This is a genomic window from Chloroflexus sp. (assembly GCF_034435895.1).
GTDB lineage: Bacteria > Chloroflexota > Chloroflexia > Chloroflexales > Chloroflexaceae > Chloroflexus.
This window is the reverse complement of the sequence record NZ_DAOTWH010000145.1, coordinates 1-25,247: the sequence shown is the minus strand read 5'-3', so window position 1 is coordinate 25,247 and position 25,247 is coordinate 1. Positions and strand designations below refer to the sequence as shown.

General features: G+C 61.7%; 20 protein-coding genes. 8 read left to right on the top strand and 12 right to left on the bottom strand.

The window, feature by feature from the left end:
- Positions 1 to 25: 25 nt before the first annotated feature.
- Both U9R81_RS08675 and U9R81_RS08670 read right to left on the bottom strand, forming a co-directional pair.
- Complete coding sequence (locus U9R81_RS08675) at positions 26 to 1,063, bottom strand: peptidase C39 family protein (protein ID WP_322495088.1); 1,038 nt, start codon at positions 1,061 to 1,063, stop codon at positions 26 to 28.
- Positions 1,064 to 1,070: 7 nt separating this feature from the next.
- Positions 1,071 to 2,531, bottom strand: coding sequence for a lactate racemase domain-containing protein (locus U9R81_RS08670; RefSeq protein WP_322495087.1), 1,461 nt, complete (start codon positions 2,529 to 2,531; stop codon positions 1,071 to 1,073).
- 16 nt (positions 2,532 to 2,547) lie between these two features.
- Between U9R81_RS08670 and U9R81_RS08665 the strand changes: the two genes are divergently transcribed.
- Positions 2,548 to 3,933 carry an MFS transporter gene (locus U9R81_RS08665; protein WP_322495086.1) on the top strand — a complete coding sequence of 462 codons (1,386 nt, stop codon included), beginning with the start codon at positions 2,548 to 2,550 and terminating at the stop codon, positions 3,931 to 3,933.
- A 75-nt stretch (positions 3,934 to 4,008) separates the two neighbouring features.
- The gene (locus tag U9R81_RS08660) at positions 4,009 to 4,590 is read left to right on the top strand and encodes a TetR/AcrR family transcriptional regulator (RefSeq protein WP_322495085.1); all 582 of its coding nucleotides are present in this window, start codon (positions 4,009 to 4,011) and stop codon (positions 4,588 to 4,590) included.
- Positions 4,591 to 4,653: 63 nt separating this feature from the next.
- On the opposite strand, the gene glnA is transcribed toward U9R81_RS08660, so the two are convergent.
- Both glnA and U9R81_RS08650 read right to left on the bottom strand, forming a co-directional pair.
- Positions 4,654 to 5,988, bottom strand: a complete 1,335-nt coding sequence (gene glnA / locus U9R81_RS08655; protein ID WP_322495084.1) for a type I glutamate--ammonia ligase — start codon at positions 5,986 to 5,988, stop codon at positions 4,654 to 4,656.
- Between the two features lie 133 nt (positions 5,989 to 6,121).
- Entirely contained in the window at positions 6,122 to 7,774 is a 1,653-nt protein-coding gene (locus U9R81_RS08650) for a DEAD/DEAH box helicase (RefSeq protein WP_322495083.1), read from the bottom strand.
- Between the two features lie 237 nt (positions 7,775 to 8,011).
- Here U9R81_RS08650 and U9R81_RS08645 point away from each other — a divergent pair, with 237 nt between their 5' ends.
- Together U9R81_RS08645 and tyrS are read left to right on the top strand one after the other, a co-directional pair.
- A complete protein-coding gene (locus U9R81_RS08645) occupies positions 8,012 to 9,334 on the top strand; it encodes a response regulator (protein WP_322495082.1) in 1,323 nt (440 codons plus the stop codon).
- Positions 9,335 to 9,443: 109 nt separating this feature from the next.
- Positions 9,444 to 10,631 carry a tyrosine--tRNA ligase gene (gene tyrS / locus U9R81_RS08640; RefSeq protein WP_416180949.1) on the top strand — a complete coding sequence of 396 codons (1,188 nt, stop codon included), beginning with the start codon at positions 9,444 to 9,446 and terminating at the stop codon, positions 10,629 to 10,631.
- Between the two features lie 20 nt (positions 10,632 to 10,651).
- Here the strand turns inward: tyrS and U9R81_RS08635 are convergent, their stop codons facing one another.
- Together U9R81_RS08635 and U9R81_RS08630 are read right to left on the bottom strand one after the other, a co-directional pair.
- A complete protein-coding gene (locus U9R81_RS08635; protein ID WP_322495080.1) occupies positions 10,652 to 11,293 on the bottom strand; it encodes a thiamine diphosphokinase in 642 nt (213 codons plus the stop codon).
- A 48-nt stretch (positions 11,294 to 11,341) separates the two neighbouring features.
- Entirely contained in the window at positions 11,342 to 11,947 is a 606-nt protein-coding gene (locus tag U9R81_RS08630; RefSeq protein WP_416180948.1) for a LysE/ArgO family amino acid transporter, read from the bottom strand.
- Positions 11,948 to 12,059: 112 nt separating this feature from the next.
- Here U9R81_RS08630 and glgA point away from each other — a divergent pair, with 112 nt between their 5' ends.
- Positions 12,060 to 13,274 carry a glycogen synthase gene (glgA, locus tag U9R81_RS08625; RefSeq protein ID WP_322495078.1) on the top strand — a complete coding sequence of 405 codons (1,215 nt, stop codon included), beginning with the start codon at positions 12,060 to 12,062 and terminating at the stop codon, positions 13,272 to 13,274.
- 131 nt (positions 13,275 to 13,405) lie between these two features.
- Here the strand turns inward: glgA and U9R81_RS08620 are convergent, their stop codons facing one another.
- From U9R81_RS08620 to U9R81_RS08605, 4 genes are all read right to left on the bottom strand, one after another.
- Positions 13,406 to 14,392, bottom strand: a complete 987-nt coding sequence (locus U9R81_RS08620) for an ABC transporter permease (protein ID WP_322495077.1) — start codon at positions 14,390 to 14,392, stop codon at positions 13,406 to 13,408.
- A 24-nt stretch (positions 14,393 to 14,416) separates the two neighbouring features.
- Positions 14,417 to 15,439 (bottom strand): ABC transporter permease subunit, encoded by a 1,023-nt coding sequence (locus U9R81_RS08615; protein WP_322495076.1) that lies wholly within the window; start codon positions 15,437 to 15,439, stop codon positions 14,417 to 14,419.
- A gap of 41 nt (positions 15,440 to 15,480) precedes the next feature.
- On the bottom strand, positions 15,481 to 16,980 hold the full coding sequence (locus U9R81_RS08610; RefSeq protein ID WP_322495075.1) for an ABC transporter ATP-binding protein: 1,500 nt from the start codon (positions 16,978 to 16,980) through the stop codon (positions 15,481 to 15,483).
- 63 nt (positions 16,981 to 17,043) lie between these two features.
- Positions 17,044 to 18,285 (bottom strand): BMP family lipoprotein, encoded by a 1,242-nt coding sequence (locus tag U9R81_RS08605; RefSeq protein WP_322495074.1) that lies wholly within the window; start codon positions 18,283 to 18,285, stop codon positions 17,044 to 17,046.
- Positions 18,286 to 18,670: 385 nt separating this feature from the next.
- Between U9R81_RS08605 and U9R81_RS08600 the strand changes: the two genes are divergently transcribed.
- Positions 18,671 to 19,648, top strand: coding sequence for a hypothetical protein (locus U9R81_RS08600; protein ID WP_322495073.1), 978 nt, complete (start codon positions 18,671 to 18,673; stop codon positions 19,646 to 19,648).
- 69 nt (positions 19,649 to 19,717) lie between these two features.
- Positions 19,718 to 21,232, top strand: a complete 1,515-nt coding sequence (gene malQ / locus U9R81_RS08595; protein WP_322495072.1) for a 4-alpha-glucanotransferase — start codon at positions 19,718 to 19,720, stop codon at positions 21,230 to 21,232.
- On the opposite strand, the gene recF is transcribed toward malQ, so the two are convergent.
- A complete protein-coding gene (gene recF, locus U9R81_RS08590; RefSeq protein WP_322495071.1) occupies positions 21,214 to 22,392 on the bottom strand; it encodes a DNA replication/repair protein RecF in 1,179 nt (392 codons plus the stop codon). The genes malQ and recF overlap by 19 nt on opposite strands.
- A 13-nt stretch (positions 22,393 to 22,405) precedes the next feature.
- A complete protein-coding gene (fni, locus tag U9R81_RS08585; protein ID WP_322495070.1) occupies positions 22,406 to 23,446 on the bottom strand; it encodes a type 2 isopentenyl-diphosphate Delta-isomerase in 1,041 nt (346 codons plus the stop codon).
- Between the two features lie 195 nt (positions 23,447 to 23,641).
- Here fni and U9R81_RS08580 point away from each other — a divergent pair, with 195 nt between their 5' ends.
- Positions 23,642 to 25,018 carry an FAD-dependent oxidoreductase gene (locus tag U9R81_RS08580; RefSeq protein WP_322495069.1) on the top strand — a complete coding sequence of 459 codons (1,377 nt, stop codon included), beginning with the start codon at positions 23,642 to 23,644 and terminating at the stop codon, positions 25,016 to 25,018.
- The last annotated feature ends 229 nt before the right edge of the window (positions 25,019 to 25,247 follow it).

Sequence of the window (25,247 nt, the reverse complement as noted above, 5' to 3'; positions counted from 1 at the left end):
CGCTATGCCCGCCCCGTGAGGAAGACTAGACCCACGCAGCGTCTGGGCCGGGAACAGGCCGCGGCCAATCGGGCGGGTAGATCAGATAGACCGTCCCGCTTGAATTGGCCTGCCACGCCGCCGCCAGTTGGTCGTGCGGGTACGCGCGCAACAGCCGGTCGCGACCGGCTGGTTCAGCGATCAGGGTGTGCGTATCGGTAAAGCCGCGCACCACGGTCAGATGGCCGTTGGTGCGGCCCGGCGCATCGTCAATCTGGCCCGCTTCCCACGCCAAGCTGATAATCACCGGCACGCCGGCTGCGGTCCAGCGCCCAATTTGTTCGAGCGAATCGAAGCGAGTGACGTAGGCGCGCAGGCCAAAGCGGGCCGCGAAGGCGGTATTGAACGACCAATTACCTGTTCCTTCCCAACCCGGATCGAAGATGCCGGCAACGGTCAGATCGGGCAAAGTCGCGCCATCGGCAAAGGGCGCGAGGCGCGGATCGGCCAATTGCGCATACCAATAGGCCAGCACCATGTGAACCGCCGTTGGGCTGCACCAGCCGTCGCCGCCAAGATAGTCGTATTGGCAGAGCAAGAGCGGCAGCGCGATGGCGGAACGGTCCGGCGGCTGGGAAATCGAAACCGGCGGCACGGTTGTCGTGATACAGAGAAACAAATCGCTCAATTCAGGCATATCGGCGCCGGGCAAGCCGCAGAGCAACACTCGCGCCTGCACGGCGTGCGCCGGCGTCGCCAGTTGCACGGTATCGGTAGCAACAAAACCGCGTTCATTCCGTTGCGCGTCAAAACTGGTGCGCCGCGCGCCAGCAGCGTCCCACACCGCTAAGCGGTACCACCCGCTCCATTGACCATCCTGCTGCGCGCGCAGTTGCACTTCGATCCAGCTCTCAGGCGGGGTATCGGCGGCCCAACTCGGAATGATGGCAACCGCCTCATGCACCGCGAGCGGCGGACTGATCAACGCAATCCGCGCGTGCGGATCGTCGGCGGGCAACGGCGCTGCTCGTTCCCACTCATCAATCGCCGGTCCGTCCCAATGGTAGAGAAGATGATGCGGCATAGTGAATCTATCCTTCGGCGCTGTCAAGCACCCATGCAGCGGGACCAAGCACGTCGAGATCGGGATGAGCGGCGACTTCTGGCAACAAAGCTTCGCTGACCAGCAACTCTTCCAAATGTAATGTATCAGGAATGCGCACTAACCGCACCGCCGCCGGATTAGGCTGGCCGCACGTCTTAATCGCCATCGCCACCGCATCGCGCTCGGTCGGCAGGGTAATCGGCAAACCGCCTTTGCAGAGACCAACTAGACCTGCCGTTAACACATTCACATAGGTGGCATGAAAATCGATCTTCGTCGCAAGGCGCGCAGTGGTAATATCGGCTAACCCAATGCCGTTAGCGTTGCCATGAGTTTCAGGGGTGAGATCAAGCACGACAATCACGTTAATGACGGGCCGTTCAGGTGGCGGCTCGCCGGGGATGGGCAACCGTCCGATCACGTTGGTATCCATGCCGGTACCACTAATATTCTTCCCGATCCGATCAACGACCAGTACATCGAGCCGGTCGAACGGCAAGCGCGCCATCATCTCTTTGCTGCGCGCAAGCAGCGCCGCTTCGCCGGCGCCGCCAATCTCGGCGGGCGGGAGCGCGACAATCGCTGCGGTCTGATCGCGCGCATCTTCGAGAATCGCCAAACCGGCCAGCACCTTGCCACGCTCGACCACCATGCGCGCCATTGGCACGAGTTGCTCTTTCAGACCATACACCGCCGTGCGATGGACGATCTCAGCGCCGTGGCGTTTGCCCAACCCGACGGCGCACATCTTGGCCAATCCGCTCTCAATTGGCGCTTTGAACGAGGTATGGGTCTTGATGCGATTGATCACTAGCACGCCGTCAGCCTTGGCGGCAAACCGATCCATATAGACTGGCGTGCCATCGGCGATCTGGCCCAACTCGACCACCTCCATCGTGGCCCGGATCGGGCAACCGATCGATTGCTCGGTGATGCCGAGTGCAGCGAGTAGCGCCACTTGCCCTTCAGCCGTTGCGCCACCGTGACTGCCCATCGCCGGCACGACAAACGGCTCGGCGCCGTGATCGCGCAACCAGCGCACTGCTGCGGCAGTAATCGGCACAATGTTGGCAATGCCACGACTGCCGGCAGTAACGGCAATGCGCATACCGGGCCGCAGTTGCGCCGCCAGTCCGAGCCGGTCAAGCTCGGCGCGCACCTCTGCCGTTACGTCAGCCAGCGGCGCGATCTGCCAACGCTGGCGCACGCGAAAGAGCGGCGGCAGCGGCGTATTGGCGTGAATGTCTTCGATGTTGAGTGTGATCTGCATCGGCCAGCCATAGTGCGATAACCAACCCTCGCCCGATTGTACCACACCGGCCATTGCGTCCGGCGCCAGCGCCGTTGGGAGTGCAATGTTTATTCCCCAACCGGCCGGCCGGTAGACAAATGGCAACCACTGTGCTATACTACTTACCGACCGGTCGGTCGGTTTTTCATGCAACAAAGGAGTATGTTCACGTATGGCAAACGAACGCCAACGCAACCAAATCCTCGGTTTGCTCTTCTTCGGCGTCTTAATGGCAGCGCTCGACATTGCCATCGTCGGACCGGCCTTGCCATCAATTCAAAAGGTCTTTGGCGCCGATGAGCGGGCATTGTCGTGGGTCTTTTCGATTTATGTCTTGGGAAACTTGATCGGCACGCCGCCAATTGCCGCACTCTCAGACCGGTTTGGCCGGCGCGCACTGTATATCGCTAGTCTGAGCGGTTTTGCGCTCGGTTCATTATTGGTTGCGATTGCGCCTTCCTTCACCGTACTGCTGATCGGGCGTCTGGTGCAAGGGTTCAGCGCCGGCGGCATCTTTCCGGTCGCCAGCGCCGTGATCGGCGATACCTTTCCGCCTGAGCGGCGCGGTTCGGCGCTGGGCTTGATCGGCGCTGTCTTCGGCATTGCCTTCCTGATCGGGCCGATCCTTGGCGGGTTGCTGTTGCTGCTCGGCTGGCAGTGGCTCTTCTTGATCAATCTACCGATTGCGGCCATTCTCATCGCCTTTAGCGCCAAGCTGTTGCCGGGGCGGACACGGGACACCACGGCGCCGTTTGACGTGGCCGGCTTGGCGACGCTGGCGGTCATGCTCACCGGTTTAGCGTATGGCTTGACTGAACTCGATCCGGCGTTATTGCGGGCGGGTGAATTGCCGTGGCTGGCGAGCGGCGCCTTGATCATTGCCATCGTGTTTGCGCCGATCTTTATCGCGGTGGAACGGCGCGCAGCAGAACCGATTCTGCAACCAACGATCTTCCGTTCCCGCCAAATCTGGCTGACGTCAGCATTAGCGATCGGGGCGGGCATCGCCGAATCGGCGATCGTCTTCGTGCCGGCGCTTGTGACCTCGGCCTACGGCGTGAGCAGCTCAACCGCCAGTTTCATGCTCTTGCCGGTGGTGTTAGCGATGGCGGTTGGTTCGCCGGTGTCGGGACGGATGCTCGACCAGTTCGGTTCGCGCATCGTGGTGACGATCGGCGTCGCCTTAAGCGGGATCGGACTGATTATCCTCGGCGGCTGGCCGGCCAGCATCGTCGCCTTCTACCTTGCCTCGGCGGCAATGGGGATTGGGCTTGCGATCTTGCTTGGCGCGGCATTGCGGTATATTCTGTTAAATGAGGTGGCGGCCAACGAACGGGCCGCGGCGCAAGGGTTGCTGACCGTCACGATGGGCAGCGGCCAACTGTTGGGAGCGGTGCTGGTCGGGATTATTGCGGCTGCCGGCGGCGGCGCGGTCGCGGGATATGGGTTGGCATTTCTGGCCATTGGCGTTGTGATGCTGCTCTTGACCTTGGCCGCTTTGGGCCTTAAGAGTCGGGCCGCCGAACGCGCCAGCGCACTGGCCCATGCCCATTCATAACGAGCTTCCTGTACGGACACAGCGTGCTGTGCCCCATATTGAGCACAGCGCTGCTGTGCCCATCCATAACCATCTATGAACCGGCAACAAAATTCTGAGCAAATTCGCAACCGGATCATCGACGAAGCAGCGCGATTAATTGTCACGTATGGCTACGAAGGCATTGCTATGCGTGAAATTGCCGAAGCGGCGGGCTTGTCGAAAGCTGGCCTCTACCATCACTTTCGCGACAAAGAAGACCTGCTGGTGGCGGTGTTGACCAATTGGGCCGAAGAGATGGCGGGGCTGGCAGCGGCTGCCGGTCGCGAACCGGACACCCGCGCGCAGTTGACGGCGTTGGTGCGCGGGTTATTTGCCCAAGCGCCGGCCCAGCGGGCACTGGTACGGCTGAGCAACCACGATCTGCCGCGCTTGAGCGAAACTGCGCGCGCGAGCGTCGAGCGCTGCTACGCCAACGGACTGATTGCGCCGATCACCACGATGATCCGGGCCGGCATCGACCGTGGTGAGCTGCGTCCGGTTGACCCCTATGTGGCCGCGTGGTTGCTCATGGGGATGCTCTACCCCTTTTTTCACACCGAGCAGGCGAAGATTGGCGAGCGTGGGGAGGCGATTGCCGATCTGATCATCACCACGTTCTTTGACGGCCTCGCCTAACCGAACAACACGACGACCGCAACGGGCGAGTGATCATTGCTCACCCGCTGCGGCTGTGCGCAATCAGAAGATCGCCAGATACCGGTCAATTTCCCATTGCGATACGTAGGCGCGATAACTCTCCCACTCTTGCTGTTTGGCGTCGAGGAACCGCTCGGCGACCGAGGGGCCAATCGCTTCGAGGATAACCTCGTCTTCGCGGAGAGCATCGAGCGCCGCGCCAAGCGAGGTTGGCAAGGTCGCCAACCCGCGCGCGCGCGGATCGACGTGGAAGAGATCTTCTTCGGCAGCGTCGCGCAGCGGCAATTTGCGCTTGATGCCATCGAGGCCGGCGGCCAGCATCGCCGCGTAGGCAAGGTAGGGATTGCAGGTCGGATCAGGGCAACGCAGCTCGATCCGCGTCGCTTGATAGCGACCGGCGGTAATGCGCGGCACGCGCACCAATGCCGAGCGATTGGTACGGCCCCACGAGATATGCACCGGCGCCTCGAAGCCGGGCACGAGCCGTTTGTAGGAATTGACCAGCGGCGCGAGCAGCACACACATGCCGCGGGCATGGGCCAGCAAGCCGGCGATGAAATGGCGGGCCAGCGGCGATAAGCCGTAGGGATCATCGGGATCGGCAAAGAGATTTTTACCGCTCTCGACATCCAGCAGGCTTTGGTGGACATGCATGCCGCTGCCGTTGACACTGGCTATCGGCTTCGGCATAAACGTCGCGTGCAGGCCATTGATCTGGGCCACCGCCTTGAGCGCCACCCGCGCCGTCACCAGATGATCCGCCGAGCGCAACGCATCGGCGTAGCGCAAGTCAATCTCGTGCTGGCCGGGAGCGACCTCGTGATGCACCGCTTCGACCGTAATCCCCATTGTTTGCAAGGTGCGTGCCATCTGGCGACGAATATGGGTGGCCAGATCGGTCGAAACATCAAAATAACCCGCCTTGTCATGCGGCTCGAGAATACCCCCGTTGGGATCGGTCTTAAACAAGAAAAACTCAAGCTCCGGCGCCACCATGAAGCGGTAGCCGGCTGCCGCTGCTTGATCAAGCATCCGGCTTAACACGTTGCGCGGATCGCCGGCGAAGGGTTTACCATCGGGGGTATAGACCGAACAGATCAAGCGCGCCGTAATCATGCCCTCGTGCCGATCCCACGGCGCCACGGCATAGGTCGAGAGATCAGGCACGAGATACATATCGCTCTCGACCATGCGGGCGAACCCCTCGATCGACGAGCCATCGAACCAGACACCGTGGTCGAGGGCGTCGGGCAATTCTTCAACCGGGATAGTCACCGTCTTGCCGATGCCCAACACATCGGTGAACTGCAAATTCACGAACGCGACATTATCATCGGCGGCGCGGCGCAGCAGCATTTCGCGCGGATCATCGCTCATGGGCTGCGCTCCTCCTTACTAGGGTAGGCAGATACCACATTTATTGTACTATACCACACTAGGAAAAGGTCGGCGTAGAGGCATAGCGTCGCTATGCCCCTACGCCGACCCTACAATCGCTCCTTCTCCGCTTCTACGCCGCGACTGGCGTCTCATCGGCCAAGGTCGCGCGGATGCGCTGGCCGCGCAGGCTTGTGCGGTTGAGGGCCTGCAATACGTGCCGGGCAGCGCGGCGAGGCACTTCGACAAAGCTCGCGCGCGCGCGCACCTCGATCGCACCAATGCTGCGACCGGGCACCCCCGCCTCGTTTGCAATCGCGCCAACAATATCGGCGGGGCGCACCTGATCGTTGCGGCCAAGGTTGATCTGAATGCGCGCCATCCCCTGCTCACCACGGCTAGACCGCTCAGCGGTTTCGCCGCGCTTGGCCCGCGGCGCGCGTTCGGCGCGTTCGGCCCGCTCAGGCCGGGCAGGCTCGAGACGGGTAATGGTATCAACCTGCTCAGTCTCAGCTTCGTTGAGCAACAGTTTGATCGCGGCGGCGGCCAAGGTGCGCAGATCGTGGGTAGCGGCCAGCTCATCAACCAGCGCCGTATAGCTGTCAAGACCGGGAGTAGCCATTGCCTCGCGCAACTGATCGCGGAGGGCAGCGCGGCGGCGGGCAGCCACATCGGCCAGTGTCGGCATGGTGCGCCGCTCAATGCGCGTGCGCGTCAACCGCTCGATGGTTTGCAGCATCCGGCGCTCACGCGGCGTAATAAAGGTGATCGCCACCCCATCGCGCCCAGCCCGGCCCGTGCGACCAATCCGGTGGACATAGCTTTCGGGATCGGTCGGCACGTCGTAATTGATAACGTGGCTTACTTCGGCGATATCAAGGCCGCGCGCAGCGACGTCGGTCGCGACCAGCACATCGAGCTGGCCCTCGCGAAACCGGCGCATCACCCGATCGCGCACCGCTTGGCTCAGATCGCCGTGGAGCGACTCGGCGGCATAGCCGCGCCCTTGCAGCCGTTCGCCAATATCGTCGGCCTCTTGGCGAGTGCGGCAGAAGACGATCGCCAACTGCGGCATCTCGGCGTCGAGCACCCGGCACAGCGCATCGAGCTTATCACGGGCCAGCACCTCGTAATAGAGCTGGCGAATGCGCGGCGCCGCCAACTGCTCAGCCGCAATGCTCACCCGCACCGGCTGGCGCGTGTAGCGCAAGGTCAGATTCTGCACGGCGGGGGGCAAGGTCGCCGAGAAGAGTGCCGTCTGCCGCTCGGCGGGAACCAGTTGCAGGATCGCCTCAAGCTCCTCGGCGAAACCCATATCGAGCATCTCGTCGGCCTCGTCGAGCACGACCATCCGCAGATGGGCAAAGCTGAGCGAGCCACGGCGAAGATGATCGAGCACTCTGCCCGGCGTACCGACCACAATTTGCACCCCTTGCGCCAGCCCGCGCAACTGCCGTTCGATCGGCTGGCCGCCGTAAATCGGCAATACCCGCAGCGCCCGATGGCGGCCATAGCGATGGATCGCCTCGGCCACCTGTACGGCCAGCTCGCGCGTCGGCGCTAATACCAGCGCCTGCACGGCGAGATCATCCGTCACCCGTTCAATCATAGGCAGCGCAAACGCTGCCGTCTTCCCAGTGCCGGTCTGGGCCTGCGCGATCACATCGCGACCGGCAAGTAACAGTGGAATGGTCTGTGCCTGAATCGGGGTCGGTTCGTCATAGCCCAACCCGCTCAAGGTAGCGATCAGCGCATCGCTCAGGCCCAACTCAGCAAACGTCGTCATGGTGTTCCGTTTCACAAATACAATCATTGTTGCGGCATAAAATACGCCACACAGGGCTAGTATTATAGCATATATTTCGTTCTTGAGAAGCCCCTTTCGGCGAAGGCGCACATCGCAAAAATAAGATCTTCACGCCGCTTGGCTGAGTATGGTATGCTATAAACGCTAGACAAGGAATTATTTTTTTCAAGCATCTGTCGGTAGATGCTTTTGCGGGCAATGCAGTGGGGACGTGACATGACAGCACCGGCCCGAATCCTCGTTGCCGAAGACGAACCAGATGTAGGCATGCTCCTGCAGGAGATACTGGTCAGTGAGGGCTATGATGTGGAGCTTGTCACGAACGGCGACCAATTGGTACGGCGCGCGCAGGAGCAACCGCCGGATCTGATTATCGCTGACTTGCTCATGCCCCTGATGGATGGGCTGGAAGCGATACGCCAGTTGCGCAATGATACCCGCACTGCCAATTTGCCGATGCTGATCTTGACTGCCGTTGGCGAATCGGCGCGTGTTGTAGAGGGGTTGGAAACCGGCGCTGACGATTACATTGTCAAGCCGTATGACCGCGAAGTGTTACTGGCGCGGGTGCGTTCGCACCTGCGCCGGGCGGCGCAATTGCCGACCCGTAACCCGCTGACCGGTCTGCCCGGCAACGTCGCGATTCAGGCTGAGATCAGCCGCCAACTCGAACAGCAGGGCGTATTTGCCTTGATGTATATTGATCTCGACAATTTTAAAGCGTTCAACGATGTCTATGGGTTTGCCCGCGGTGATCGGGCGATCCATCTGTTAGCCAGCGTCTTGCAAGAGCAGATTGATCCCGGTGACTTCCTTGGTCACATTGGCGGCGATGATTTTGTCATTCTCCACTTCGGCACAGACCCCGAAGCGTTGTGCCAGACCATCATCCGGGTCTTTGATGAGCGAATCCGTTCCCTCTACGATGAAGGCGACTTGCAGCGCGGGTATTTGATCGCGACCGATCGCTACGGCGTGCCGCGCCAGTTTGGTATTACCAGCCTGTCAATCGCTGTCGTGACGACGTATCTGCGTTCGTTTGCCACTGTTGATGAGATGAGCCGGGTTGCGGCTGAACTCAAGCAGGCGGCCAAGCAGGTTTCTGGCAGCAGTTACAAGATCGACCGGCGGAGTGATAGCGCCCCGGCCAGCCCGCTTACCGATCGGCGCAGCAGTAATCCGCCCGATGCCCTGATCGTATGCCGGAATGAAGTTGCGCGGGCCGCGATTGTCGCCACGCTGAATGTGCGCGGCTACCGGTTGCTGATCGCCGACACTGAGGTTGCGGCCCAAGGCTTGCTGGCCCACCGTCCGCATCCTTGTCTGGTGGTGGCCGAAGTGATTGATGCGGCCTCCCTCGCCCTTTGGCAACAACTCACCCATAACGCCCCGCTGATCGCACTCATTCACGATCAGGCCGCCGCTACCGCTGCCCGTGCCGCCGGCGCCGTGGCCGCCGTATGGTTGGGCAATAATCCGCTTGACCTCTCCGATCAGTTGCAAACTGCATTGGCAGCATTAGCCAGCGATCCGGAATGACGCGCTTGACACTAGTCCGCTCGCCTGTTAGCATGCACGGCGTTTGAAGCGACTGGAAGCGCGTATCGTTGTATCCTCGCAGCGACGTTGCCGGGCAATGTCGCTGCCATTGGGAGCGTTGAGCATGGATGTGTCCGAACTGCTGAGTCGCGGCGTTGCCGAAGTCATTGTCGAAAGCGAATTACGCGCTCGCCTGCAAAGCGGGACGCCGCTGCGCCTGAAACAAGGGTTCGATCCGACCAAGCCCGATATGCACATCGGGCACGCGGTGGGTCTGCGTAAATTGCGCGCCTTTCAAGAGTTGGGCCATCAGGTTGTGCTGATCGTCGGCGATTGGACGGCGCAGATTGGCGATCCGAGCGGGCGTGATGAAACGCGCACGCGCTTGTCGGCAGCTGAGGTGCGCGCTAACGCCGAGACCTATATGGAGCAGTTTTTCCGGGTGGTTGACCGCCAACGCACCGAGGTGCGCTGGCAGAGCGAGTGGTTTGGCCAGTTTACGCTGGAAAACGCGCTTGATTTGGCCGGACGCTTCACGCTGGCCCAGATGCTGTCTCACGAGACCTTCCGCAAACGCTACGAGACTGGCGCGCCGCTGACGATTCTCGAACTGATGTACCCGATGCTGCAAGCCTACGACTCGGTCGCGATTAAGGCCGATGTCGAGTTTGGCGGCACTGACCAGAAGTTTAACATTCTGGCCGGGCGCGAACTGATGGCGCAGTTGGGTATGACGCCGCAGCAGGTCTTCCTTGTGCCGCTCATTCCCGGCACCGACGGGCGCAAGATGTCGAAGACGTTTAACAATACGGTCGATATTCGCATGCCGCCTGCCGAGATGTACGGTCGGATTATGTCAATGAGTGACGAGGTTTTGCCACTCTATTTTGAAGTGCTGACCGACGTGCCGATGGCCGAGGTTCACGAGATGAAGACGGCAATGGCCGCCGGGCAGGTCAATCCCCGCGATCTCAAGATGCGGCTGGCGCGCGAGATTGTGGCCCAGTTCCACGACCCGGCGGCGGCGGCGGCAGCCGAAGCGGCCTTCATCCGCCAGTTTGTCGAGCGTGAGTTGCCGGAAGATATTCCGAACTTTGCCATTGAAGCGCCTACCGGCATTGTTGAGGTGCTAGTCGCCACTGGCCTTGCGCCGAGCAAGAGCGAAGCGCGCCGTTTGATCGACGGCGGTGGTGTGCGCGTCGATGGCGAGCGGGTGGATGAGTATACACTGACCCTCAACCCCGGCGCGAACGTGGTGGTGCAAGTGGGCCGGCGCAAGTTTGTGCGCGTGGTGTAGGGACGCCCGGCGACGCGGCTTCAAAGCGCGCCCGCCGTCCACACAATCAGCAGTGCCCCATCCCGCACCTGCACCCGCGCCGGCGTTGCCGTGATGACATTGCTCACGCCGCGCGCCCGGTCGTGCAGCAACGAGCCGTTGCGCAAAGGGTACGCTAAGCCTTCGGTGGTGATGCCATGCGCATCACCGCCGAACGGCAGCAGCGAGACGGTATCGCCAATCGCGCCGGGGATCACACTCTCGTCACGCACGAGCCAAATCTGTTGCGGGAATTCGATCAGCCGCACCTGCCGCTCACGCAGCTCAGCCATCCCTAACAACGACACATTGGCCAACGACTGATCCCACCTCCCGCCGAGCGCGCCGATTATGTCGATCCGGCTCGCACCAAGGTTCACCGCTGCGAGTAACGCCAACTCTAAATCGGTCTCATCTTTATCGGGACGGTGGCGCTCAATCGTGACCCCCTGCGTTTGATACGCAGCCAAGGCCTCGGCTGCGATCGAATCGAGATCGCCGATCAGCAGATGCGGCGTATAGCCGTGGGCAAAGAGCGCCGTACCGCCGCCATCAGCGGCAATCACCCGATCGGCAGCCGCCAGCAGATGCCGGTACGGCGCGAAATCAAGTCCCGGCGCATTCGCCACAATCACAACATACATCGCTCTCAACCTTGCATCCCGTACGGGCACAGCGCCGCTGTGCCCCCGTTATCCAACCACCAACGCCGCTACCCCAAACCCGCCAATAATGATTCCCGACACCACATTGATCACCCGCAACATCGGCGGCGTGACACGCCCACGCACAAACCCCACCCCGCCGCTCAGAATCGTCCACCACAATGCCGAGCCAAGCGCAACCCCGGCCACCAAAGCCAAGCCGGCCCAGCCGCCGGCGCTCAGCCCAAGACCGGCGAAAATCACGGTAAAGATCAGGATCGTCGCCGGGTTGGTGAGGGTCAAGAAGAGGGTAGAGACATACGCGCCGAGCAGTCCCCGTTTGGTCGGTTCGGGTTGGGCGACAATCGGCTGCGGTTGCGCCCGCATCGTGGTCAGACCGATCCAGAGCAACGCCACGCCACCCACGATACGCAAGATCGGGCTGATGCCAAGCAGCCACAGACTGAGCGCCTGCAAGCCCAACGCCGCGATCGAACCATAGAGCGCATCAGCCGTTGCCGCACCCAACCCGCTGATAAAGCCGGCGATCCGGCCATCGGTTATCGTCTGTCTAATACACAGCAGACCGATGGGGCCGACCGGCGCCGCGATCGCCAACCCAAACAGCACCCCGCGAATGAACAGTTCGATCATCATCTTCCCTTCTTTTCGGCGCATTATACGCGATCTCGCCTGATTCGCTCTCGGCAAAAGGATGTATACTGAAGGCATTGGTTCACCTTTGCACTAGTTCAAGAGGCTCGCTATGCCTGAACTGCGCCGCGTGGCGATCTTTACCAACGAATACCCGCCGTACATCTACGGCGGGGCCGGAGTTCATGTCGAATATCTGAGCCAAGCCCTTGCGCGGATTGTGCCGGTTGAGGTGCGCTGTTTCGGCGATCAGCGGGTTGATGATCCGAATCTGACCGTGCGTGGCTATCCGCGCTGGGAAGAGTCGCGCCAGAACACCGACCCGCGTTTCACCAGCGCGGTTGATGCGGTGGCCCGCTCGCTGGCGATGGCGAAAGACAATCTCGATGCCAGCGTGGTGCATTGCCACACGTGGTATACCGATCTGGCCGGTCTTTTCGCCAGTAAGCTATGGGGCATTCCGTATGTGTTGACGATTCACTCGCTCGAACCGCTGCGCCCGTGGAAGGTTGAGCAATTGGGCAACGCCTACCACCTCAGTTCGTGGATCGAGCGCACCGCAATCGAGCAGGCTAACGCGGTGGTGGCGGTCTCGCAAGAGACGCGGAATGATATTCTGCGGCTGTTTAATGTCGATCCGGCCCGCGTGCATGTCATCTACAACGGGATCGATCTGTATGAGTACCGCAAAACGAGCGCGACCGCTGCGCTCGAACGGTACGGGGTTGATCCAAGTCGCCCGTTCGTGCTGTTTGTGGGGCGGATTACGCGCCAAAAGGGGATCATCCATCTGGTCAACGCCATCCCGCAGATCGATCCGGCGGCGCAGGTGGTGCTCTGCGCCGGCGCACCCGACACCGAAGAGATTGGAATTGAGATGGAAGAGCGGGTGGCGGCGGTGAGCGCACAGCGGCCCGGCGTGATCTGGATCCGCGAGATGTTGCCGCGCCAAGACGTGATCCAGTTCTATTCGCACGCCGCGGTCTTCTGCTGCCCCAGCGTGTATGAGCCGTTTGGGATTATCAATCTGGAAGCGATGGCCTGCGAGACGGCAGTGGTCGCCTCAGCGGTCGGCGGGATCAAAGAGGTGGTAGTACCGGAAGAGACTGGCTTGCTGGTTGACCCCAACCTCAAACCGGGCAGCTTCGATCCAGTCGATCCGGCGGCGTTTTCGGCTGAGCTGGCGGCGGCAATCAACCGGTTGCTGGCCGATCCGGCGTTGCGCGAACGATTCGGCCAAGCCGGCCGGCGGCGGGTCGAGCAGGTCTTTAGTTGGGATGCCATCGCCCAGCAGACGGTGGCGCTGTACCGGTCGTTGTTATCGTAGTGCCGCACGGCTGTGCGGCTGTACCAATATGGCGGATAAATAAATATGATGTAGCGCCGCACGGCCGTGCAGCTCCCATTATGGCCGTTCAAATCGTTATTATCGTAGCACCGCACGGCCGTGCGGCTCCATCATGGCCGTTCAAACGGTTGGCCGAGGGCGGCGGGGGCAGTGGCGCGCAGCCGGTTGATCGCGCTGAGCAAGGGCCGTTGCCATAGCTGCGGCAAGGTCGCTACCCGGCGCATTGCTGCCGGTGACGAGGCCAGATTGACCAAAGCTAGCACGAAGATCATCAACACAAACGGAGCCACCTGCACGATTTGGGTAGGGATGTTCGGCAATGCGCTCTGCGAGCGGGTGGCGACAATCTCGAGCGCCGCGAAGAGGTAGCATCCCAACGCCACCCGCCACGGTCGCCAGCCGCCAAAGATCACGATCGCCAGCACAATCCAGCCGGCACCAAAGGTATGGCGGTAGCTCCATCCTTGCTTGAGATCGAGCGAAAAGGCCGCGCCGGCAATGCCCACTAAGGCGCCGCCAGCGATCAATAGCGCATAACGCCAGCGGGTAACATCCACGCCACGAGCATACACCGCCGCTGGCCGCTCGCCGAGTGCGCGCACGATCAAGCCAAGCCGGGTGCCGTAGAGCAGATACGCTGTGGCCGGAATGATCAGAAAACTGGCGTAGATCACCGGGTCGTGACGAAAAAAGAGTGTGCCCAACACTGGCATATCGGCCAGCGCGGGAATTGGTGTAAAGGGCACCGCCGGGCCAGGCACCCGCACAAACGGCATACCGAGAAACGACGAGAGATCGGTGCAGAGCAGCGCCAACACAAAGCCGACCGCCGTCTGTGACTGGCCGAGGGTCAGACTGAAGAGGCCGAGCACCGCGGCAACCGCAGCGCCGACCAGCGCCGCCGCCGCAAAACCCAACAGCAGATTGCCGGTGGTCAACGCCACCGCAAAGCCGGTCATCGCCGCTAACAGCATCGTTCCATCGAGCGAGAGGTTAATCACACCGGCCCGCTCGCTGAGCGTCTCGCCCATCGCGGCGATAACCAGTGGCGAGGCAGCGGCTAGCACAGCGGCGAGATCGATCCAAAGTTGATCCATAGCGAACCCACTCTGATGTGACGGTTAACGCACCCGCGCGCGGGCAACCAACGCAAACAGCACCAGCGCACCCTGTAAGACTCCGGCAATTGCGCTATCAATCCCTAACGTCAACGGCAATTGAATGCTGCCGACGGTAAAGGAAGCGAAGGCGACTGCAATCGGCAACAGCCAGCGCGGATCAGCCCGTGCCAACAGCGCCACCAACAACCCCAGCAACCCAATCCCGCTCGAAATATTGGGGATCAGCGCGTGATGCACGGCCACGACCTGCAACATCCCAGCGATGCCGGCCAACGCGCCGCAAGCGGCCAACGTCTCGGCCATGCGGCGGAAAGCAGCCACCCCCAACCTCCCGGCAGCCGCCGGATTGAGGCCCACCGCGCGCACCTCTAACCCCCAGCGCGTTTTAGTCAATGCCCACCAAACGACCGCTAATGCAAGCAGTGCAAGCACTGGCGCAGCAGGCGCCAAGCGCAGCCGGTCGATCGTCGGCAGCCAGAGATCGCGCGGCAACAGATCGGTGCCCGATAGCGAGGCCGAGGTTTGCCGTCGCCATGGCCCCAGCACCAAATAGAGCACCAGCCCGCTGGCGAGAAAATTCATACCCAAGCCGGCGAAGATCTCGCTGACGTTGGCATACCGGCGCAAGGCGGCGATCAGCAAGGCCCACAACGCGCCACCGGCGGCGCCGCTCAGGCCAGCCAGCAGCCAGAGCAGGAGCGGCGGCCAATCAGGCCAGAGGCGCAACGGCGCCATCGCTGCAATCGCGCCGGCGATCATCTGCCCCTCGACGCCGAGATTGTACAGGCCGCCGGCAAAGGTGATGCTCAGCCCTACCGCGCACAACAACAGCGGCGCAGCCAGCATGATCATATCGCTCAGCCGCACTGGCGTGCTGAATGCGCCAAACAACACGAGGCGATACGCCTCTAACGGCGAGACGCCGGTGCTGAGCAAGGCCAGCGTGGTGAGGGCAAAGGCAGCAACCAAGGCTAGCAAGGGCCGGGTGAAGTTGGCCGCCAATTTCAACCGATCTGTCCGCATTTCGTCACGTCCATAGCAATGTATGACTGTTTACCGCACAGCTATCGCGCCACATCAGCCAGCGTATCAAAGCCAACCCCGCCGATCAACTCGGCCAAGCGACTCGCCGAGAGCAGCGCGCGCGGTATCGGCGGCCCGATCCGGCCGGCAAAACAGACGATCACCTCGTCGCTGTATTCCATAATCTCATCGAGATCGGGCGAGGAGAAGATGATACAACACCCATCATCACGGCGCGCTTGCAACCGGCTCCAAATCGCACGGGCCGAGGCGACATCAAGACCGCGGGTTGGTTGCTCGGCCAGAATGCCGCGCGCAGTGGACGGAATGAGGGCAAGCATCGCCCGCTGCTGATTACCGCCAGAGAGGGAGGCAATCGGTGTCACCGGTGTTGCCTTGATCTGATACTCGGCAATCGCCTGCCGGGCCAGCTCTTCGGCGCGGCGGCGATCAACCAACAACCCATCGTGTTGGAGTAACGCAAAGTGATCGGCCAACGACAACGCGCCGATCATACCATCGTGCAACCGGTCAGCCGGCAGATATTCCACCCCGGCTTGGCGAAACGCAATCGCTCCGGCGCCGGTCAAATCACGTCCATTCACCAACACCTGCCCGCGATCAGGCGTTTGCTGGCCGGCCAGCAGGCGCAACAAGACCTGCTGGCCGCTGCCATCGAGACCGGCTAAACCGATAATGCGCCCAGCGGCAAAGCAGTGGTTCAGATCGACCAAGTGCAAGGCGCCGCTGCGGGCCGTGACGTGGCGCAATTCCCAGACTGGCGGCGCATCAATGGCCGGCAAGGGGCGATAGATCGGCGGTGCAGCGCCAGACTCACCAAACATCAACGACAGCAGATACTCTTGGGGTTGCGGCATCGGCAACTGGCCGGGAGGCACGACGTGACCGTTACGCAAAACGGTCACGGTATGGCAGAGGTCGGCCACCTCTTCCAGCTTATGCGACACAAACAGCATGGTGCGGCCTTCAGCGGCGATCTGGCGTAATGCCGCAAACAAGGCCCGCGCCTGCGCTGCTGTAATGCCGGTGGTTGGCTCATCAAGAATCAACACCTGCGCACCGCACAACAGCAAGCGCATAATCTCAACTTGTTGGCGCTGGCCAATCGTCAACTGGTCGAGCCGCGCCGCTGGATCAACCGGAAACCCCAACCGTCCGGCTAGCTCAAGCAGCGCCGTCTGCGCAGCGCGGCGCGAACGAAACACCCCCGGCGGCGCCGCGCAGAGCAGATTTTCCAGCACGGTGAATGCCGGAATATCGAGCGGCTCTTGCTGCACCATACCCACACCGGCTGCCAGCGCATCACCCGGCCCGCGCAGACGGCGGGGAGTATCGTTAAACACGATCCGCCCTTCGTCAGGCTGAATGTAGCCGGACAACAGCTTCATCAGCGTGCTCTTGCCAGCGCCATTTTCGCCCAGCACGCCGTGGATCTGGCCGGCGGCGAAAGAAACCGTCAACCGGTCATTTGCGCAAACCGGGCCAAACCGTTTGGTCAGGTTTTCAACCGCGATATGCATGATTTCGGCAAAATAATTGGTAGAGACGGCCGGCCGGCCGTCTCTACCAATTATTATTTGTTTTTACGGCGCGCTTTGGCCCTCGATGCCAGCCAACAACTGCTGGGTATACCAAATCGTCTTGTCGTCGGCGACCTGCCCTTCCGGCACGAACACGGTACCGTCCTGATAGAACAGCGGGCCGGTGAACAGGTTCAGGCTGCCGTCAGCCAGCTTAGCGATAAACTCGTCGAGCTTGGCCGCATTCTCGGCACTGAGGGCAGGGCCTTTAACAAACCCGATCATGCTGGTATCAGGATCGTTGATATTGCTCCAATTCGGCCCCGTCCACTCCCATGCCGATTCCCACTTGCCGGCGCGGGCCAGCTCCACCAGCCGCTTGTAGTCAGGCCCCCAGTTAAAATAGGGCACACCGAGACACACCGCCTCACCTTGCGCACAGGCGCCGGCAAAATCGTACGGAACGGCAAACACCCGCTTGCCGGCTTGAGTCGCCTTATTCGCCTCGACAATCCCCTCAGTGGTATCAATGCCAGAGAGGATCACATCGTAACCCTCATTAATGAAGTCGTTCGCCACCTTGGTGGGGTCGAGGGTCACGCCGGGGATGTTGAACCAGAAACCGATCCACGTCACCTTAAACGCCAGCTCGCTGGCCGGGCGGCCACGGTAGGTTTCCCAGCAATAGCGCGCACCGAGGTAGGTCGAGTTGACCAAGCGGCGGGTTTCGGGGTCGATCAGCGGGCCGAGGTATGCCAGCTTGCCGGCTTCAGTGGTCAGGGCCGCCGCGCAACCGGCAATCATCTTACCGTACTCCATCCGGCCCATCAGATTGCGCAGGTTCGGCGGCGCTTCGCCGGTCAGCGCCTTATCGCCGGAGGCATGGATAAAGAACACATCAGAGTGTGCCGCCGCCGCGATGTTGGTGCCATCGGCGAACTCAGCCGAGTTGGTGATGATCAACTTCGCCCCTTGCCCGATCAGTTCTTCGATTGCCTGCTCGACCTTGACATTCGGACGATCAGCCGGATTGACCTTGTCGATGTAGATGAACTTGACGCCGGGCACCTTCTCGACCACATACTGGGCGCCTTCGTAGTGGGCCTGATTCCAGCCGCCGTCATTGATCGGCCCGACCAGCACCATGCCGAAGACAAACTCTTCAGCCGGAGCTGCCGGAGCGGCAGTTGGTTCAGCAGTGGGAACCGCGGTCGGCTGAGCAACCGGCTGCGTGCCGCATGCCGTCAGGATCAGGCTGATCAGCGTGAGGACCAACACCAGCCAAGGGACAGAACGGTTTCTCATCGGTCAACTCCTTGTAGAATCTGCAAACCTTGCACCATAACAACGAAGCGGCGCAACTAATGACAACGGCGGTCATCGCTGCGCCGAGACGGTTTTGCGCAGATTCGCACCTCAGACGGGGAGGGATCCCTGCCGGCTGCATTGCCGATCAGGACGCTATCTGGAGCGCCCGATTACAAGGCGAGTATAGCCGAGATAGGCGTGGCTGTCAATTGCGCAGGGAGTGGGGGAAAGGAAGCGCCAGCAGGTCATCTTTGGGCGAACTGTCAGGACTGTGATATACTAGCGGTATCTGTTCGCCTTCACCAAGAAAGGGCCGCTTATGAATAGCCGTTTGCTGATTCGTGCGGTCCTGCTGTGCATCTTTCTTTTCCCATCAACGCCTATGCATGCAGCCAGCCCAATATGTTTCGAGGACGTTGCGGAGTGTGTCGATGCGCACTTTGCCGATTTTTGGCAGCGCAACGATCGCCATGCGATCAGCGGGCAGAGCGGCAATGCCGCGCGCATCTTTGGCTACCCGATCGGGCCGGCGCGGATCGAGGCAGTTGATGGCGTCGCTGTGTTAGCCCAACCCTTCGAGCGCGTCATTATGCAGCAGCCGTTGGGCAACACCGATCCAGCCAACATCACACTCCAAATGACCGGCAGGGAACGGCTCACCCAGCTTGGCCGCGCTCCTACTCTGCCAGCTAAACCGCCAACGACCGTACCACCGGATTGCCGGCTCTTTGCTGAGACCGGTTTGAGCCTCTGCGGCGAGTTTCGTACCTTTTGGGAAAGCAATGGCCTCAACCTCGACAACGAACGTGGATACACTGATGCCGAGCGGATTGCGCTCTTCGGGTTGCCGATCAGTGAGACGAAGCGGGAGCCGGCGGCTGATGGCAGCACGAACCGCTACCTTACCCAGTGGTTCGAGCGCGCCCGCTTGCAGATCGACGGTGTGACCAGACAAATCATTGTGGCGCCATTAGGCCGTGATGTGACGAGTAATCGCGCCAATCCGCCGCTGTTGCCGCGTAACATAGGGGTGATGGTCCATCCGGCAACCCTCACCGCCGGGAGCGCGCTTGCTGCGCGCGGCAGCGGCTACAGCCACGACCGCTGGGTCAGCGTCACCGTGTTTCGAGCTGATGGCAGTAGGGTACTGGTTGCTGAGCGGGTCGAGCTGGCGAGTGGCGGCTTCACCGAGACCTACTGTTACCTCACGCCAGCCGATGCGATTCCCGGCACTTGGGTGATCGCCTTTGATGGCGTTGATAGCGGACGGCGCACAATCGGCTTTTTCCGCGTGATAACAACCGGCGAACCAAACCGCACCTGTCCTGAGATGATCACGCCCGTGCCGCGCAGCAGGTGATATTGATTGCATCTGCAACGGTATGCTACAATACCGGCTAGTTCGTTCTTCAGGTATTGGGGTACCGTTATGCAACTGCCACGTGCAAGCGGCATTTTGCTCCATCCCTCATCGCTCCCCGGCCCATGGGGCATCGGCGATCTGGGACCGATGGCGTACCGGTTTGTCGATTTTTTGGCGGCAGCGGGTCAAACCCTCTGGCAGGTGTTGCCGCTCGGCCCGACCGGTTACGGTGATTCGCCCTATCAGTGCTTTTCGGCCTTTGCCGGTAATCCACTGCTGATTAACATCGATGATCTGATTGACCACGGTTTACTGACCTCAGCCGAAGCGCACGCGGCGCTCGGCGGCTTGCCGGGCGATCGGGTGGATTTCGGCGCGCTGATCCCGGCCAAGCAAGCGTTGCTGCGCAGCAGCTTCGAGCGGTTCCGCAGCAGGAACGGAACCCACTTTCACCAAGCATATACCGCCTTTTGCGCCGCGAATGCCGAATGGCTAGCCGATTACGCTTTGTTTATGGCGATCAAAGAGGCGCAGGGCGGCGGGAGCTGGCATAACTGGCGACCCGAACTGCGTGACCGGCGGCCCGTGGCGCTAGAGTGGGCCCACCGCGAACTGGCTGGCGTGATTGAGTATCACCAATACGTGCAGTTTCTCTTCTTCCGCCAATGGCAGGCGCTGAAGGAGTATGCCAATCAGCGCGGGGTGCTGATTATCGGCGACGCGCCAATCTTCGTCGCCGACGATAGCGCCGATGTGTGGGCCAACCGCGACCTCTTTTTCCTCGATGCCAATGGGATGCCAACGGTGGTGGCCGGCGTGCCGCCGGATTATTTCAGCGCCACCGGCCAACGCTGGGGCAATCCGCTCTACCGATGGGAGAAGATGGCTGCAACCGGGTATCGCTGGTGGGTGGCGCGGATGCGGCAGGCCTTCACGCTGTATGACGTGCTGCGCCTCGACCATTTTCGTGGCTTTGAAGCCTACTGGGAGGTGCCGGCCAGCGCGCCGACGGCGATCGAAGGCCGCTGGGCGCCGGGGCCGGGGGCTGATTTGTTCAAGACCTTACAGGCTGAATTGGGTGATCTACCGATCATTGCCGAAGACCTTGGCCTGATTACGCCGGAAGTTGACGCGCTGCGGCTCGCCTTTGACCTGCCCGGCATGAAGGTCTTGCAGTTTGCATTCGGCGACGACGCGACCAACCCGTATCTGCCGCATAACTACACCGCGAATTATGTCGTCTATACTGGTACCCACGATAACGATACCAGTGTGGGTTGGTTTACGACGCTCGATGCCAACACTCGCGCCGCCGTGCTGACCTACCTTGGCCGCGATGAGCAGACGGTGGATATTGCGTGGGATCTGATGCGGCTGGGGTTGGTGTCGGTCGCTAACTATGCGATTACGCCGCTGCAAGATGTCTTGCGGCTCGGCTCAGAGGCGCGCATGAATACTCCCGGCCGGTTAGGCGGCAATTGGGCATGGCGCTGCCCGGCAGAGGCCTTGAGCGAGGAGTTAGCCCGCCAATTGCGCCAGCTCACCCGCGCCTACGGGAGGCTTCAGCCGGCAAAGACCTGACCGTCTTCGATGCGAAAGCGGCGGGCGGCAGCAAGAAAATCGGCACTGAAATCGCTCAGATCGGTGGCGGTGAGCAGGGTCTGCTGGCCGGGACGCTGGATGATGTCGAGGAGATGCGCGCGGCGTTGGGCATCGAGTTCGCTCAACACATCATCGAGCAGCAACACCGGCGCATCGCCGCCACGCTGGCGCATCAACTCGGCCTCGCCGATCTTGAGCGCCAGCGCGATCGAGCGTTGCTGGCCGCGCGATCCATACCGGCCCAGATCGATCCCGGCGACGCGGAAGATCAGATCGTCGCGGTGCGGGCCGCAGAGGGTCTGGCCGCGAGCAATCTCATCGGCGCGCTGAGCTGTGAACGCGCGCCGCAGTCGCTCGGCCAAGCCGCCAGCATCACGCGCCTCCCCCAGATCGCAACTCGCTTCATATTCGATTTGCACCTCGTGTTCGCCGCCGCTGATCGCGCGGTAGAGCGGGCCGACCAAGGCTCCCAATTCAACCACGGCCCGCAACCGCTCGGCCGACAGATAGCCGCCGGCAGCGGCCAGTTCCTGATCCCAAAAGGCTAATTCGGCATCGACATTGCGCGGCAGCCGGCGTTGTTCGCGCCATGCGCGCAGCAAGCTGTTGCGCTGGAGCAGAATCTTTTGATAGTGGGCCAAGGTGCGCACATAGTGTGGATCGAGTTGTGAGAGAGTTATGTCAAGATAGCGCCGCCGTTCGGCGGGCGGGCCGTCAACCAGCGTCAGATCGGCGGGAGTAAACAGCACCACCCGCAACTGGCCAATCAGATCAAGCGCCCGCGCCAGGCGCTTATCGATCCGCACCAACTTCTGCGCGCCATTGACCGGCTGGCCCTCATCATCAGTGCGGCGCTGCACCAGCACCTCCAGCCGCACCGGCCCGATCCGGCGTTCCACCTCGGCGGCAATACGGGCAAACGGCGGCGTCCCTGCTTCGCCAACCGCATCCCACCGCACCAATTCGCGATCGCTGCTGAGCCGGGGCGAACGAGTCGTAGCGAGATAAAAGATCGCTTCGAGCAGGCTGGTCTTGCCGGCAGCGTTGGGGCCGTACAAGAGAATCGTCGCCGGCGGCAAGGCCAAATCCTGCCGCCGGTAGTTGCGGAAATCGCGCAAAGCCAGATGATGGACGTACATACGCAGAAGCGGGCTACACCCGCGCACCGAGGCGCAAATCGCGCAGAGCGCGCAGATTGGCACAGCCGCTACAGAACATTGCGACCCGCAGCTCGCGAATAAATGCGCTCAGACCTTCGACCACCGCTTCAGCGCCGCGCTCGTTGATCGCATCGAACAGGGCCGGGCGAGCGGTGCCGGCCAGATCGGCCCCTAACGCAACCGCCTTGGCGACGTCAACACCACTGCGCACCCCGCCTGAAGCGATCAAGGTCACATCGGGCAGGGCCGCACGCACCTCGCGCACGCACTCGGTGGTGGGCAAGCCCCAGTCGGCGAACGCACCCGCCACCCGGCGGCCAGTATCGTTGGGTTGGCGGAAGCGTTCCACCTCGCTCCAACTGGTGCCGCCAGCGCCGGCTACATCGATAATCCGCACGCCAACCTCGTAGAGCCGGATCGCGTCGGCAGCACCGATCCCGTTGCCGACCTCCTTCACGATCACCGGCACTTCCAGCCGGCGGCAGACCTCTTCGATCTTGGCCAGCAACCCTTTGAAATTGACGTCACCTTCCGGCTGCACCGCTTCTTGCAGCGGATTAAGGTGCAAAATCAGCGCGTCAGCCTCGATCATTTCGACCACGCGGCGGCAATGATCGACGGTAAAGCCGTAGTTGAGCTGCACGGCGCCGACATTAGCCAGCAGCGGGATGCGTGGCGCAACCCGGCGCACCTGATAGGTGCTGGCAAGACGCGGATCCATGACCGCGGCTCGTTGCGAGCCGACCCCCATCGGTAGACCGAGATGCTCGGCGGCTTCGGCCAGCGCAAGGTTGATCTTCTCGGCGCTAGAGGTGCCGCCAGTCATTGAGCTGATCAGCAGCGGCGCAGCGATCGGCTTGCCGAGAAAGGTGGTGCGCGTGTCAACCTCGTTGAGATCGAGTTCGGGCAGCGCACGGTGGGGCAAGCGGTAGGCGGCGAAACCGGTGACGACACCCTTGGCAGCGACATCTTCGTTTAGCACAATCCGAATGTGATCAACTTTGCGCGATTCGGTTTTGTCATCACCGGGCATAGGGAACTCCTGAGACAAACAAGGGGGAAGGAAACCGGCAATTTCACCCCTTTAGAGCGATCATACCAACAAACAAGAGGTGCGTCAAACGAGGGAGTGGGGATTGGGCAGTAGGGAGTTGGGACACAAATTGATACAATCGGCTACAATAGCCTCAGGATCTTGCTAGCGTGGCGTTATCATCGTGAGGGGAATATGACGGCTACAGCCACCGTTGTCATCTGTGGGGCGGGGATTGCCGGGGTTGCGTTGGCCCATCAGTTGGCGGTTGTGAATGGCTGGTGCGATGTGGCGCTGGTCGAAGCCGGTGATCCGCTAGCGCTGACCAGTGATAAATCGACCGAATGTTACCGCAACTGGTGGCCGGATGCGGCGATGGTGGCGTTGATGAACCGCAGCATTGACCGGCTCGAGGAATGGGCGCTCGCGAGCGCGAACCGCATCCGGCTCAACCGGCGCGGCTACCTCTACGCAACAGCCGATGAGCGGCGAGTCGCGCAGTGGCAAGCGCAAGCCGAGCAGGCAGCGCGCCACGGAGCTGGCCCATTCCGCATCCACGATCGCGCCGATACCGATTACCAACCCACGAGCGGGCACGACTGGCGTGCCGCACCGGATGGCGCTGATGTGCTGCTCGATCCTGAGCTGATCCGGCGGCATTTCCCCGCCCTCCATCCGGCCACGGTGGCCGTGTTGCATACCCGGCGTTGCGGCTGGCTGAGCGCGCAACAACTCGGGACGATGTTGCTGGAAGAGGCGCGCGCCGCCGGGGTGACGCTCGTGCGCGGGCAGGTGACGGCGGTGGCACAGACCGGCGGACGGGTTAACGGCGTCACCATCGCCACTGCCGGAGGCACCCAGCAGATCGCCACCCCGCGCTTCGTGAACGCCGCCGGCCCGCATTTAGTTGCCGTTGGTAAACTGCTTGGCATCGAACTGCCGGTGCATAATCAGCTCCACCTCAAAGCCGCCTTCGCTGACCCATTGGGAGTTGTGCCGCGCACCGCGCCGCTGCTGATCTGGGCCGACCCAGTGCAACTCGACTGGAGCGCAGACGAACGGGACGAACTGCTGGCCGATCCGGCGACGGCGTGGCTGGCCGGCCCGCTGCCGGCGGGGGTGCATTGCCGGCCCGAAGGCGAAGGCAACAGCCAGCAGGTGCTGGTGCTCTGGGACTACCACCCGCACGATCCGGCTCTGCGCGCGGCGCGCTTCCCCATACCGCTCGACGACAGCTTCTTCGAGATCGCGCTGCGTGGCATGGCAACAATGCTGCCCGGCTTGCGCGCCTACCGCGACCGGCTGCCGCGGGCCTACCTTGACGGCGGTTACTACACCTGCACTCCGGAAAACCGGCCCCTGATCGGGCCGCTGCCGATCGAAGGGGCCTTCGTGATTGGGGCGCTAGCCGGCTACGGGATCATGGCCGCCGCCGCCGCTGCCGAACTCCTCGCAGCGCACATGACCGGCGCGCCGCTACCCGCTTACGCCGCCGCCTTCCACCCGGCCCGCTACGCCGACCCAGCCTACCGGGCGCAATTGGCGCATTGGGGTGAGACCGGGCAGTTGTGAGGGGGTAAGAAGCACGCAATCTCTATAGTCCAGTCATTGAACTATTTGGACAACTTCTCAAACAATCCACTTCATCGCAAGAGCTGCTACTACGAATTAGTGAGATTAGCCAGACGTGGATGCGTATTCAGCTCCTCAGAGTCTTCCGCAAATATGTTAGTCCTGAGGTTTTGCACAATCGAGAGGGGGTTGCCAAGGGTAGTAGAATGGAGGCATCAGGACGCGGTTG

What these genes read in the sequence shown, in the direction of transcription:
- U9R81_RS08630 (WP_416180948.1), bottom strand. Translation starts at nt 11,947, where the DNA reads ATGATCGAACTGTTCATTCGCGGGGTGCTGTTTGGGTTGGCGATCGCG.
- U9R81_RS08615 (WP_322495076.1), bottom strand. Translation starts at nt 15,439, where the DNA reads ATGCGGACAGATCGGTTGAAATTGGCGGCCAACTTCACCCGGCCCTTG.
- U9R81_RS08580 (WP_322495069.1), top strand. Translation starts at nt 23,642, where the DNA reads ATGACGGCTACAGCCACCGTTGTCATCTGTGGGGCGGGGATTGCCGGG.
- U9R81_RS08635 (WP_322495080.1), bottom strand. Translation starts at nt 11,293, where the DNA reads ATGTATGTTGTGATTGTGGCGAATGCGCCGGGACTTGATTTCGCGCCG.
- glgA (WP_322495078.1), top strand. Translation starts at nt 12,060, where the DNA reads ATGCCTGAACTGCGCCGCGTGGCGATCTTTACCAACGAATACCCGCCG.
- U9R81_RS08675 (WP_322495088.1), bottom strand. Translation starts at nt 1,063, where the DNA reads ATGCCGCATCATCTTCTCTACCATTGGGACGGACCGGCGATTGATGAG.
- glnA (WP_322495084.1), bottom strand. Translation starts at nt 5,988, where the DNA reads ATGAGCGATGATCCGCGCGAAATGCTGCTGCGCCGCGCCGCCGATGAT.
- U9R81_RS08620 (WP_322495077.1), bottom strand. Translation starts at nt 14,392, where the DNA reads ATGGATCAACTTTGGATCGATCTCGCCGCTGTGCTAGCCGCTGCCTCG.
- malQ (WP_322495072.1), top strand. Translation starts at nt 19,718, where the DNA reads ATGCAACTGCCACGTGCAAGCGGCATTTTGCTCCATCCCTCATCGCTC.
- U9R81_RS08665 (WP_322495086.1), top strand. Translation starts at nt 2,548, where the DNA reads ATGGCAAACGAACGCCAACGCAACCAAATCCTCGGTTTGCTCTTCTTC.
- recF (WP_322495071.1), bottom strand. Translation starts at nt 22,392, where the DNA reads ATGTACGTCCATCATCTGGCTTTGCGCGATTTCCGCAACTACCGGCGG.
- U9R81_RS08605 (WP_322495074.1), bottom strand. Translation starts at nt 18,285, where the DNA reads ATGAGAAACCGTTCTGTCCCTTGGCTGGTGTTGGTCCTCACGCTGATC.
- U9R81_RS08660 (WP_322495085.1), top strand. Translation starts at nt 4,009, where the DNA reads ATGAACCGGCAACAAAATTCTGAGCAAATTCGCAACCGGATCATCGAC.
- U9R81_RS08610 (WP_322495075.1), bottom strand. Translation starts at nt 16,980, where the DNA reads ATGCATATCGCGGTTGAAAACCTGACCAAACGGTTTGGCCCGGTTTGC.
- fni (WP_322495070.1), bottom strand. Translation starts at nt 23,446, where the DNA reads ATGCCCGGTGATGACAAAACCGAATCGCGCAAAGTTGATCACATTCGG.
- U9R81_RS08600 (WP_322495073.1), top strand. Translation starts at nt 18,671, where the DNA reads ATGCATGCAGCCAGCCCAATATGTTTCGAGGACGTTGCGGAGTGTGTC.
- U9R81_RS08650 (WP_322495083.1), bottom strand. Translation starts at nt 7,774, where the DNA reads ATGACGACGTTTGCTGAGTTGGGCCTGAGCGATGCGCTGATCGCTACC.
- U9R81_RS08645 (WP_322495082.1), top strand. Translation starts at nt 8,012, where the DNA reads ATGACAGCACCGGCCCGAATCCTCGTTGCCGAAGACGAACCAGATGTA.